Annotated in this window: 11 protein-coding genes; 8 read left to right on the forward strand and 3 right to left on the reverse strand. The window is 63.7% G+C overall.

All coding sequences use genetic code 11. The features are described 5' to 3' along the window. The 4 genes from DVT68_RS20720 to DVT68_RS13435 form a co-directional block, all read left to right on the forward strand. On the forward strand, positions 1-606 hold a 606-nt coding region (locus tag DVT68_RS20720; RefSeq protein ID WP_233523465.1), incomplete at its 5' end, for a hypothetical protein. Further along, a complete protein-coding gene (locus DVT68_RS13425) occupies positions 603-1,283 on the forward strand; it encodes a C39 family peptidase (RefSeq protein ID WP_114825598.1) in 681 nt (226 codons plus the stop codon). The genes DVT68_RS20720 and DVT68_RS13425, both read left to right, overlap by 4 nt. 11 nt (positions 1,284-1,294) lie before the next feature. Then, complete coding sequence (locus DVT68_RS13430) at positions 1,295-1,876, forward strand: hypothetical protein (protein ID WP_114825599.1); 582 nt, start codon at positions 1,295-1,297, stop codon at positions 1,874-1,876. Positions 1,877-2,213: 337 nt separating this feature from the next. After that, on the forward strand, positions 2,214-3,518 hold the full coding sequence (locus tag DVT68_RS13435; RefSeq protein WP_199536062.1) for an acetate kinase: 1,305 nt from the start codon (positions 2,214-2,216) through the stop codon (positions 3,516-3,518). Between the two features lie 41 nt (positions 3,519-3,559). Here DVT68_RS13435 and DVT68_RS13440 read toward each other — a convergent pair whose 3' ends face one another. After that, positions 3,560-4,168, reverse strand: a complete 609-nt coding sequence (locus DVT68_RS13440; RefSeq protein ID WP_114825601.1) for a glutathione S-transferase family protein — start codon at positions 4,166-4,168, stop codon at positions 3,560-3,562. Positions 4,169-4,225: 57 nt separating this feature from the next. Further along, a complete protein-coding gene (locus DVT68_RS13445; RefSeq protein ID WP_114825602.1) occupies positions 4,226-4,912 on the reverse strand; it encodes a TerC family protein in 687 nt (228 codons plus the stop codon). 293 nt (positions 4,913-5,205) lie between these two features. Between DVT68_RS13445 and DVT68_RS13450 the strand changes: the two genes are divergently transcribed. The 4 genes from DVT68_RS13450 to DVT68_RS13465 all read left to right on the forward strand — a co-directional run bounded on the left by DVT68_RS13450 (position 5,206) and on the right by DVT68_RS13465 (position 10,409). Beyond that, the gene (locus DVT68_RS13450; protein ID WP_114825603.1) at positions 5,206-6,657 is read left to right on the forward strand and encodes a bifunctional 2-methylcitrate dehydratase/aconitate hydratase; all 1,452 of its coding nucleotides are present in this window, start codon (positions 5,206-5,208) and stop codon (positions 6,655-6,657) included. 215 nt (positions 6,658-6,872) lie between these two features. Then, on the forward strand, positions 6,873-8,045 hold the full coding sequence (locus DVT68_RS13455) for an OmpA family protein (protein ID WP_114825604.1): 1,173 nt from the start codon (positions 6,873-6,875) through the stop codon (positions 8,043-8,045). A 381-nt stretch (positions 8,046-8,426) separates the two neighbouring features. Continuing rightward, complete coding sequence (locus DVT68_RS13460; RefSeq protein WP_114825605.1) at positions 8,427-9,530, forward strand: OmpA family protein; 1,104 nt, start codon at positions 8,427-8,429, stop codon at positions 9,528-9,530. Between the two features lie 177 nt (positions 9,531-9,707). Then, complete coding sequence (locus DVT68_RS13465; protein WP_425477510.1) at positions 9,708-10,409, forward strand: pseudouridine synthase; 702 nt, start codon at positions 9,708-9,710, stop codon at positions 10,407-10,409. Between the two features lie 695 nt (positions 10,410-11,104). Here DVT68_RS13465 and kbl read toward each other — a convergent pair. Next, positions 11,105-12,298, reverse strand: coding sequence for a glycine C-acetyltransferase (gene kbl, locus DVT68_RS13470; protein WP_114825607.1), 1,194 nt, complete (start codon positions 12,296-12,298; stop codon positions 11,105-11,107). Positions 12,299-12,495 lie beyond the last annotated feature (197 nt).

Below are 12,495 nucleotides of genomic sequence, written 5' to 3' on the forward strand. Positions count from 1 at the left end.
AGCCGCGCTGGTGCAGCAGAGCGTGAACGTTCAGGCCAACCTGAACTTCTCACACTGAGTAACAACGAAACGGCACGGCGGGGCCTCGTTGTCCCGCCGTGTCGGGTCGTCGCTGGCGGACATGATCGGGTGGTCGCGGTGATGCGTCGTCGCGATCTGTTGGAACGCTTGCACCCAGGAGAACTTGCCGTGCGATACCTTCTTCCGATGGCGTGCGTCGTGTTCGGCGCCGCGATGACGTCCGGAGCCGCGTGGGCCGAGGATGGTGGCATTCCACCCTCCTATCTGGTCACCGGCGACGAGTCGCCCATTGCCGCCTACGTCGCAGCCGCGCGATGCGATTGCGCAAGTGATGCCAAGGACATCGGCGATTCCGTCGACACCAGCACGCTGGCCGACATGAGCGGCGGCACCGAGATCATCCAGAACACCAGCCTGACCGGCACGGTTTCCAACGATTCGGCCGATCATGTGATCTCCGGTTACAACCTCATCACCGGCGGTTCGCTCGCCGGCGAGGCGGGCATTCCGGTGGTGATACAGAACTCGGGCAGCAATGTGCTGATCCAGAACGCCACTGTGCTCACTGTGCAGTTCAAACCATGAACAAGTGGGCAGCGCTGTTGGTGGTCTTGGCGGCGCTGCCGCCCGGAAGCCACGCCTCCACGCCGGTGGACGTGGTCAGCCAGGGCAGCTACACGGTGCATCTGACGAGCCTCAAGGAGGCTCGCTACAAGGCCACCATTCACCAGAAGTACGACTTCAGCTGCGGCTCGGCCGCCGTGGCGACCCTGCTCACCTATCAATACGGCTACCCGATGAACGAACAGGTGGCCTTCGAGCAGATGTATACCCACGGTAACCAGGCCAAGATCAACAAGGAAGGCTTTTCGCTGCTCGACATCAAGCGCTTCCTTGCCGCCAACGGATTCGAGGCCGATGGTTTCAAGGTGCCTATCGACAAGCTCGAGAAGGAGCACCTGCCGGCCATCGTGCTGATCGACGAAAACGGTTATCACCACTTCGTTGTGGTCAAGGGTATTGAGGGCGATCGCATCCTGGTCGGCGATCCCGCGCGTGGCACGCGGGTCATTTCGCGCAAGAAGTTCATGGCTGTGTGGAAGAACGAACTGGTCTTCGTCATCCATAACCGGCGCAATCTTGCGGTCTTCAATAATCCGAACGATTGGCGGGTGGCGCCCGGCGCGCCTTTGAGCATCGGCATCGACCACAACCCGCTTTACAACACCGTGATGCCCAAGAAAGGGCCGGATGACCTATGAGGGAGCGGCCGATGAGAACTGCAACCTACATCATTTGTGTTGGCGCGATCTGCCTGGCCTCCGGCTACGCCGTCAGGGCGCAGGACGGAGCTCGCGACACCATGCCGGTAGCGACGCCGGCGGCAGTAGCCGCTGCGCCGGTCGCAGCAAATGCCCAAGGGCCCGTGGACGAGGTGGACCAGTGGACGCCGGTGAGCCAGGACGCGCTGGACGAGACGCGCGGTGGCTTCGACCTGGGCAATGGGCTCGTTGCGTCGTTCGGCATCGACCGGGCCGTGTACGTCAATGGCAACCTGGTGACTTCCACCAGCTTCAACGTGCCGGACATCGCGCACATCACCGCGCAACAGGCCAGCGCGATGGCCGCTGCACTCAACACCATCTCGGTGGTGCAGGTCGGTCCGAACAACACGTTTGATGCTACGGGACTACAGGCGACCTCCGCCGGCACCGTGATCCAGAACACCCTCAACCACCAGAACATCCAGAGCATTACCACCCTCAACACGACGGTCAATTCGCTCAACGCGTTCCGCCAGGGCAGCTTGCAGGACGCGTTGCAGCAGTCACAGCTGCAGTCACTTGGACATTGATCCGCATGGGAAGTGAGGCCACAGCAGTGCCAGACGACTACCCGCGCGCCACGGCGAAAGATCGCAGCGCGCGAGTAAGTCACCGAAGTCAACCCGAGGACGATGGGGGAGTGTGATGCAACGTCGAGCATGGAGATTTGTCTGGTCGGCCGGTTGTGCAGGATTGGTGACGCTCGGCGCGCCAGTCGCGGCGCAGCAGGCGGGTGCTCCTGCGGCGCCGGCCGGGGCGACTACGGTCGCCACTACAGCAACAACGACAGGAACTACGGCAGCACCCACCACGGCAACCATTCCCGCGGCGCCCGCCACCCAGGCATCCGCCCCGTCGGGGGATGATTTGCGCAAGAAGGTGATCGAACAAGGCGAGCGCATCGAGGCCATGCGCAGCCAGATAGGCGCGCAGATGGAGCAACTCGATGCGATGAAGCGCGCGCTGGCTACGCAGGAGGCCGATTATCAAGCGTTACGCCACGCTGTGGGCATGGACGAGTTGGACAAGCAACGTGCCGGCAGCATTTCCGCCGGCGGCCCGGGCGCTTCCGCATTACCAATGCCCGCAGCGCAGGCGGTGGCGGCAAATGCACCATCGCCGGACCAGGCGGGCCAGCCAGGGCAGGCTGGTCCGCAACAGCCAGTGGGCGAGGCGCCCAAGCCCGATACGCGACCGCCCGAAGTGGCGCCGATCTTCCAGCAGCCTGGTGTGCTGACGCCCAAGGGCAAGTTCATACTCGAGCCGGCCTACCAGTTCGAATACTCCTCTGTCGATCGCGTGGCGCTGGTCGGCTATACCGTGATTCCCGCCATCCTGATCGGCTTGATCGACGCGAGGCAGGTCAAGACCACGACGCAGATCGGCTGGCTGACCACTCGCTACGGCATCACCAATCGACTCGAAGTCGAATTGCGCGTGCCGTACGTCTATGAGCATCAGGACACCATCAGCCGCGAAATCTTCACCGGTGCGGCGACAGACAATGCCTTCGGCTCCAGCGGCCACGGCCTGGGCGACATCGAGGCGACAGCACGCTACCAGATCAACGTTGGCGGCCCCGACAAGGCTTTCTACGTAGGCTGGCTGCGCGTGAAATCGGCTACCGGCAAGGATCCGTTCCAGGTCACCACCGACTGCATCCAGCGCTGTGTCGAGAACGTGATCAACGAAGTGGACCTGTCAGCGACGGGTACCGGCCTTCCGCTGGAGCAGCCGACCGGCACGGGCTTCTGGTCGATCCAGCCCGGCGTGACCTGGCTGTATCCGACCGATCCCGTGGTGTTCTTTGGCAACCTCAGCTACCTGTACAACGTTCCCCGTGACAACGTTTCCCGCAAGATTCTGCTCGGCGGCACCGAGGAACTGGGCAAGATCAAGGAAGGCAACATCGCCGACGTGAGCATCGGCATGGGCCTGTCGTTGAACGAGAAGGCCTCGATCTCCATCGGCTATGACCAAAGCTTCGTCGGCGTCACCAAGCAAAACGGCCAGACCGTACCTGGCTCGGTGAAGACCGTGCTCGGCACGCTGCTGATCGGCGGCTCATGGCGACTCAACGACAAGCGCACGCTCAACTTCACCCTGGGTGTCGGCGTGACGCGCGACACCCCCGATGCCACCGTGACGGTGCGCGTGCCGATGATGTTCTGACCCATCGGCACGCATCGTGGGTGACCCTGAAGGCCTCTGTTTTAGAGGCCTTCGTGCTGCATCACCGCCTGCACGCCGGCATCCTGCAGCATGCGCTGGTGGAAGCGGCGCAGGTTGTCCAGCCCGCCCAGGTCCACGCCCTTGGCCTTGGCCCAGTTGAGCACCACGAACAGATACGGGTCGGCGAAGGAGCGCGTGCCGGTCAGCCAGTCGCGTCCGGCCAACTGCTCGTCGAGCCGTTCGAAATAGGCGCGCAGGCGGATCAGCGCCGTCTGGCGCAGCTGTTCCTGCGCGGCTTCGCCGTCGATGAAACGCTCCGGGCGGAACACCGGGCGGAACGCCGGATGCAGGTCGGAGTTGATATAGGCCAGCCAGCGGTTCACTTCCGCGCGACCGCGGGCGCCATCGCCGCCGAGGCCGGCCTGCGGATACTTGTCCGCCAGGTAGTTGAGGATCGCGGCGTTCTCGGTCAGCACCCAGCCGTCATCCTCCTGCAGCGCGGGCACCGTGCCGGCCGGACTGATGCGCAGGTAATCGGCGGAGCGCAGGTTCTCGCGAGCGACGCGCTCGGCCTGGTACGGCTGACCGATCCATTCGAGCACGATATGGTCGGCGAGCGAGCAGGCGCCCGGGAGGTAGAACAGCTTCATGCAGTGGTTTCCTGGTCGGATGGGCGCGCGCAGTGTCGCCGTTTGGGCCAACCGATCTCAAGCTGTCGTCTGCCGTCGTTCCCGCATGCGCCTGACCAGCCAGCCGCCCAGGCACACGCCGGTCACCAGAAGTACATCGAGCGCATAAGCGGCCCATGCATGCGCCTCGAACCAGGGCGACACCCACTGGTCGTGGGAGATCATGCGCGCCGAAGTCCAGGCGATGGCGCCGGCGCCCAGGTAGATGATGAGTGGGAAGCGCTCGATCAGGCGCAGCAGCAGCGTCGAGCCCCAGACGACCAGCGGCACGCTGATCGCCAGGCCGAGCACCACCAGCAGCAGCTGCCCTTTGGCGGCGCCGGCGATGGCCAGCACGTTGTCCATGCCCATGAGCGCGTCGGCAACGATGATGGTGCGCATGGCCGCCCAGAAGCTGCTGGCGGCAGCCACCTCGTGCGGCGTGTTCGGTTGCGGTTGGAGCAGCTTCCAGGCGATCGGCAACAACAGCAGGCCGCCCGCCATCATGAGGCCGGGCAATTCGAGCAGGAACACCACGACGCCGGTCAGCAGCAGACGCACTGCAACGGCGCCCGCGGTGCCCCACACGATGGCCCTGGTCTGGATGTCGCGAGGGAGATTGCGCGCGGCGAGTGCGATCACGATGGCGTTGTCGCCCGCGAGCACGAGGTCGAGCAGGATGATGGCCAGAAGACCAGAGAGAAAGTCGGCGCCTGTCAGTTCCATGGAGCGGTCTCCGCGCGTTGGACGAATGCAGCAACGACAGGTACGCGCGGTCCGTCGCTACTGCAAAAGTCTCGTTCGCGGCGGCGCCGCCGCGGTGACCGGGGCGTGGTTTGCGCCCGTGGTGACGACCACCGCGAGGACACCCAGCAAGGCGTGTCCGGAACTACTCCCTTTTGGGATCAGTGTTCGATCATTTTCACGGCGCCTCCGGTTTTTCGTCAAGCCGTGTCCATGCAAGGGGCGCTCGGCAAAACGGTAGAATGGCCGGGCTTTGTGTTGCTGCGAGAACACCCATGAGTGCGCACGACATCCGCTCCGCCAGGCGCCCCGATCCCGACCAACCGATGGTCGACGTCGCCAATTACGTCCTCGACTACCAGATCGACTCGTCCGAGGCATACGACACGGCGCGCTACATGCTGCTGGACTCCCTCGCCACCGCGATGCTGGCGATGAAGTTCCCCGAGTGCGTCAAGCACCTCGGCCCGATCGTGCCGGGCGCGAACCTGCCGGGCGGCGCCCGCGTGCCGGGCACCAGCCACGAGCTGGATCCGGCGCAGGCCGCATTCGCCATCGGCACGCAGATCCGCTGGCTGGATTTCAACGATACCTGGCTGGCCGCCGAGTGGGGTCATCCGTCGGACAATCTCGGCAGCATCCTGGCGGTCGCCGATTACCTCTCGCGCAAGGCCGAGCGCGAAGGCGGCACGGCCATGTCGGTGCGCGACGTGCTCACCTACGCCATCAAGGCCCACGAGATCCAGGGCTGCTACGCGCTGCAGAACAGCTTCAACCGCGTCGGTCAGGACCACGTGATCCTGGTGCGCCTCGCTTCCACCGCGGTGGTCACCGCCATGCTGGGCGGCAGCAGGGAGCAGATCATCACCGCTGTATCGCACAGCTGGATCGACAACGGCGCGCTGCGCACCTACCGGCACGCGCCCAACACCGGCCCGCGCAAGAGCTGGGCGGCCGGCGACGCCTGCCGGCGGGCGGTCATCCACGCCATCAATGCGGTGTACCGTGGGGTGGTGGGTTATCCGTCGGCGCTCAGCGCCCAGACCTGGGGGTATTACGACGTCGCCTTCAAGGGCAACGCGTTCCGGTTCGAGCGCCCCTTCGGCAGCTACGTGATGGAGAACGTGCTGTTCAAGATCAGCTACCCGGCCGAATTCCACGCGCAGACCGCGGTGGAGTGCGCCATGAAGCTGCACGGCGCCGTGGCCGGCAAGCTCGATCAGGTCGAGAAGGTGGTGATCGAAACCCAGGAAGCGGGCAGGCGCATCATCGACAAGACGGGTCCGCTGGCCAATTACGCCGACCGCGACCACTGCATCCAGTACATGGTGGCGGCGCCGCTGATCTTCGGCCGCCTTACCGCCGATGATTACAACGACGACGTGGCCGCCGACCCGCGCATCGACGCGCTGCGCGAGAAGACCGTGGTCAGCGAAAATCCGCAGTTCACCAGGGACTACTTCGACCCCGATAAGCGTTACATCGGCAACTCGGTCCAGGTGTTCTTCAAGGACGGCTCCAGCACGGAAAAGGTGTCCATTGACTACCCGATTGGGCATCGCAAGCGCCGTGCCGAGGGCATTCCGGTACTGCTGACGAAGTTCGAAGGGGCGCTGCGCGGCCACTTGCCGGCCCATCGGGTCAAGGCCATTCTTGAGGCCACGGGGGACCCGCAGAAGCTGGACGCCATGGCTGTTCAGGACTTCCTGGGTCTCTTCACGCTGTAAAGACGGCGTGAGCAGAAAATGAACGGGCGTTTGGGGTCGATTTGCAATTGTTTAACTTTTGCTAAACTACTCCGCGCCCGTTTCGGGTAAATCACGCTTCAAGCTTCTTAGGTTCGAAGTCATGTTCGGGGATTCGTAGGAGTTGAAATCCACGACTGATGTTTTTCCCGTCTGGGGTGAACGGACGCGTACACCAATAAACGAGGAGACACCTGATGAAACGTAAGGGCCTGTACATCCTGATTGCCCTCGCCCTGGGCGGCGCCGGCGCCGTTCACGCGCAGGACAACACTTCCAGCTCCACCTCGACCTCTACCGACACCTCCACCTCGAGCACCGGCGTGTCCCAGTACGACGGCCGCTGGTACATCGCGCCGACGGTGGGTGGCTACTACAACGACACCAAGCGCAACACCAACAGCCGCCAGTTCTACTATGGGCTGGGCGTGGGTCGTTACTTCTCGCCGAACTGGTCGCTGGACTTCTTCTTCGATCGCACCAAGCGTACGGTCGACAGCAACCTCGGTGGCGGCAGCTGGTCCAACAACACCTACGGTCTTGCTGCCCGCTACTACTTCCTCGACTGGAATGCGTGGCGTCCGTACCTGCTCGGCGCCGTCCTGGGCACCGATCACCACAACCCGTTCGACAAGAACTGGGAAGTGGGCGCTGAAGGCGGCGTCGGTGTGTCCAAGACCATCACCGACAGTTCCGACTTCCGCGTTGAAGCCGGCTACCGCTACGACTGGGACGGCAAGTCGCAGCCGAACCGCAACGGCTACGGCGACTGGTTCCTGGGCTTCAGCATCGTGTCGCGTCTCGGCGCGCCGCCGGCTGCGCCAGTGGTCGCTGCGCCGCCGCCGCCGCCGGATTGCTCCAAGCAGTTCCGCAATGGCGTGAACCTGTGCGACAACAAGTGCCCGGATCTGCCGGAAGGCACCATCGTCGGTCCGGATGGCTGCCCGCAGAAGGTCGTGATCGACCTGCGCGGCGTGAACTTCAAGTTCGACAAGCCGAAGAGGGGCGACAAGGACATCTCCAGGGCGCTGGCCGAGCCGACGAAGGATTCGCTGGCCATTCTCGACCAGGCGGTGGATACCCTGCAGCGTTATCCAGATGTACGTGTCCAGGTTGCCGGCCACACCGACAACATCGGTACCGCCAAGTACAACCAGGATCTGTCCGAGCGTCGCGCGCAGATCGTGTACGACTACCTCGTCGCGCATGGCATCTCCTCCAGTCGTCTGGATCCTCCGGTCGGTTTCGGCTTCAACAAGCCGATCGACACCAACGACACGGAAGCGGGTCGTGCCCGCAACCGTCGTGTGGAGCTGCAGGTCCTCCAGCAGGGTCAGCAGGCCGCCCCGCAGAGTCCGCAGGGTCAGTAAGCAAACACTGTCAGGGAAGATCGAAAAGCCCGGCGTATGCCGGGCTTTTCTTTTTGTGCGTGCTCACATCACAGACGTGTCATGCGCGCAACTGCTCATCGTGTGCGACAAGCCGCGACACGTTGTCGCAGTCGGTGTTTGCGCAGGAAACGCTTGCATGCGTTGCCTGAACCACGCTTCACCAACGTCGTCTCCTTACTCGTGCGATGGCCTTAACGCTTTTGCTACACTCCGCCGCGCTTTGAATCCTGAGACACCTTTTTCGCTCGGGGCGCGAAGCAAGGGACGGCTGTAGTCCCTCGAAGTAGAAGTCAGTTTTGACGCGCGTTTTCGTCTGGGGTGGGAACGGACGCGGATACCAATAATATGAGGAGACACCAGATGAATCGTAAGGGCCTGTATTTTGTTATCGCCCTGGCTCTGGGCGGCGTTGGCGCCGTTCACGCGCAAGACAACACCACCGGTGCGACCACGCCGAGCTTCGACGGCCGTTGGTACATTGCTCCGACGGTGGGTGGCTACTACAACGATACCGATCGCAACACCAACAGCCGTCAGGTCTACTACGGCCTGGGCGTTGGCAAGTTCATCAATTCGTACACCTCGCTCGACCTGTTCTTCGACCGCACCAAGCGTAGCGTCGACAACTCGGTCGGCGGCGGTCGTTGGTCGAACAACAACCTCGGCGTGGCCGCTCGCTTCTACTACGGCGACTGGAACGCATGGCGTCCGTACGCCCTCGTGGGCGTGATGGGCAGCTACCACCAGAACGCAGCCAGCAACGCGTGGGCTCCGGCCGCCGAACTGGGCGCTGGTCTGTCCAAGACCATCACCGAAAGCTCCGACTTCCGCGTGGAAGCCGGCTACCGTTATGACTGGGACGACAAGAGCATCCGCAGCCAGAACGGCTACGGCGACTGGTTCCTGGGCTTCAGCATCGTGTCACGCTTCGGCGAACCGGCTGCCGCTCCGGCCCCGGCTGCCGCTCCGGCCCCGGTTGCTCCGGACTGCTCCAAGCAGTTCCGCAACGGCGTGAACCTGTGCGACAACAAGTGCCCGGATCTGCCGGAAGGCACCATCGTCGGTCCGGACGGCTGCCCGCAGAAGGTCGTGATCGACCTGCGCGGCGTGAACTTCAAGTTCGACCGCCCGAAGAAGGGCGAGACGGACATCAAGAAGGCGCTGGCTGAGCCGACCGCCGACTCGATGGCCATCCTCGACCAGGCTGTTGACACCCTGACCCGCTACCCGGACGTCAAGGTCACCGTTGCCGGTTTCACCGACTCGGTGGGTAAGGAAGCCTACAACCAGGATCTGTCGGAGCGTCGCGCTGCGATCGTGTTCAACTACCTGACCACGCATGGCATCGCCGCCAGCCGCCTGGTCGGCCCGTTCGGCCACGGCATGAACAACCCGATCGGTGACAATGGCACCGAGGGTGGTCGCGCCCAGAACCGTCGCACCGAGCTGCAGGTCCAGCAGTAATCGGAGCTTCGTGCAGTACCGAAAAGCCCGGCGAAAGCCGGGCTTTTCTTTTGTGCGGCGGGCGCCACCCGCTTCGATCGCCTACCATGTTGCGCGCCGTCTTCTTCGAACCTTTGTTTCATGCGTCCATCCCGTCCAGCCGCACGAACATCAGCGCCAACGACTCCGCGCCACGGGCTGGCGCGCGTGCTCAGCAAGCTGGGCGTGTGCTCGCGCAGCCAGGCGGAAAAGGCGGTGCGCGAGGGCAGGGTTAGCGTGGATGGCAAGATCGTGCTCGATCCGGAGCGTCCTGCCGATGCGCAACGTCAGCGCATCCTGCTGGACGGCGAGCCCGTCATGGCGAGCGAACGCGTCTACATCGCGCTCAACAAACCGCGCGGCATCGTGGTGAGTGCTTCAGACGAGCGTGGCCGCGACACGGTATACGACCTGCTGAAGGAAGCGGGGTTGCCATGGCTGGGACCGGTGGGGCGGTTGGACAAGGCGAGCGAAGGCTTGCTGCTGCTGAGCAACGATAGTGTGTGGGCGGCGAGGCTCACCGAACCGAAGCATCACGTGGACAAGACGTATCACGTGCAGGTCGACAGCGTTCCCGATCAGGCATTGCTCGATGCGCTCATCGAAGGCGTGGTGGAAGAGGGTGAGCGTCTTGCGGCGCGACGCGCTGTGCTGCTGCGACATGGCGAGAAGAACGCGTGGCTGGAGATCGTGCTCGACGAGGGGCGCAATCGGCATATCCGTCGCCTGCTGGCGGCGCACGATGTCGCGGTGCTTCGGTTGATCCGCGTGGCGATTGGTTCGCTTGCGTTGGGCGAATTGGCCAAGGGGCAGTGGCGGCGCCTCAGTGAGGATGAGGTTCGGGCGTTGGCGCAGGCCTAGCCGTTTCTCTCTCATCATCGAGGGCATGGGCAAGTTGCCGGGACCTGAGATGTCACCGCCCGCGCTGCGGAAACGCACACTGCGCGCGGCCGCGATACCTTGAGTCGCTCCGATGCGTCAATACTGCGCGGCGCATTTTGAAAATCGATCGCTAGGGTCGGAATGGACGATAGGTGTGGTGCGCTATGGGACGGCCTCGAAGGGGGCATTCTTGCCGCGCACCTCAAGCTCGTCATCCCTGCGAAAGCAGGGATCCAGTGACTTTGCCTTTGGCTCTGTCTTCGACGCTTCCGCCAGCATGCCGCCTACGCGGCGGGCGTTTCGACCACCGTGAAGGTGGCAATGTCGCCTGCCGGCGCTCGAGTCACTTTTCTTTTGCTGGCCCAAAAGAAAAGTAACCCAAAGAAAATGGCCTCAAAGGCTCGTAGCGATATGTGGAATACGAGCCAGGGCGACTGTGGCCAGCCTGATCAGCGACGTGCTACCTCACGGACAGCGGCTACACCGCAACGCGCCTTGGCGGAGAGGGCTCAAAGCGCGGGTGTATTTGTGCGATCAGCTCGGATGACTCGGGGAGAGTCGGTGGCCGGCAACCGCACAGAGTGCGCTTGCTGCAGGAGTTCACCTTCATCCAACCCTCTCCCCGAGCAGCAACGATCTTCGCGTGGAACTAGGGGAGAGGGATGGCCGTGGCCTCAGATCACGCCCAGCTTCTTTCCTACCTTGGTGAACGCGGCGATCGCCTGATCCAGCTGCTCGCGCGTATGCGCCGCGCTCATCTGGGTGCGGATGCGGGCCTGTCCCTGCGGGACTACCGGGTAGAAGAAGCCGGTGACGTAGATGCCTTCGTCGAGCAGCTCGGTGGCCATCGCCTGGGCCTTCTTGGCGTCGTAGATCATCACCGGAACGATGGGATGCACGCCGGGCTTAATGTCGAAGCCGGCCTTGGTCATCTGTTCGCGGAAGTACGCCGTGTTGGCCTTCACCTGCTCGCGCAGGTCGCCAGCGGCGGCGAGCATCTCGAACACCTTGATGCCGGCGGCGACCACGTGCGGCGGCAGGGAGTTGGAGAACAGGTAGGGGCGTGAGCGCTGGCGCAGCATCTCAATCACTTCGCGTGGGCCGGTGGTGAAGCCACCGAGGGCGCCACCGAGCGCCTTGCCCAGCGTGCCGGTGATGATGTTGATCTTGTTGAGCACGCCTTTGACTTCAGCCGAACCGCGGCCAGTATCGCCGAGGAAGCCGGTGCAGTGGCATTCGTCGATGTGCACGAGTGCGTTGTATTTCTCGGCCAGCGCGGTGATCTGGTCGAGCGGCGCGATGAAGCCGTCCATCGAGAAGGCGCCGTCGGTGGTGATCAGCTTGGTGCGCGCGCCGGCGGCGTCGGCGGCCTGCAGCTGCTTCTCGAGGTCCGCCATGTCGCAGTTGGCATAGCGGAAGCGCTTGGCCTTGCACAGGCGGATGCCGTCGATGATCGAGGCGTGGTTCAGCGCGTCGGAAATGATCGCGTCCTCTTCGCCCAGCAGCGGCTCAAACAGGCCGCCGTTGGCGTCGAAGCAGGCGGCGTAGAGGATGGTGTCCTCGGCGCCGAAGAACTCGGCGATCTTCTTTTCCAGCTGCTTGTGCAGATCCTGCGTGCCGCAGATGAAGCGCACCGAGGCCATGCCGAAGCCGTGGGTGTCGAGCGCGTCCTTGGCGGCCTGGATCACGTCCGGATGATCGGCCAGGCCGAGGTAGTTGTTGGCGCAGAAGTTGAGCACTTCCTTGCCGCTGTCCAGGCGGATCTTCGCCGACTGCGGCGAGGTGATGATGCGCTCGGCCTTGAACAGGCCCTGCTCGCGGATGGATTCAAGTTCGCTGGCGAAGCGCGACTGGCCGGGGTAGCTCATGGGGGAATTCCAGCTGGGTCAAAGGCCTATTTTGATCCCTTGGGGGCTGGCTGTGAAGGAAGGAGAAGGAGCGGCCGCTGAGGCAGGCGCTGGGGCCTCGTGGCTATCGCGCACAGGGTGCGCTCGTACAAGGAGACTGTTCGCCGTCATTCCGGCGTAGGCCGGAATCCAGTGACGGACAGGCCAGGCCGTCGCGG

The sequence above is a fragment of the Dyella solisilvae genome (genome assembly GCF_003351225.1).
GTDB lineage: Bacteria > Pseudomonadota > Gammaproteobacteria > Xanthomonadales > Rhodanobacteraceae > Dyella > Dyella solisilvae.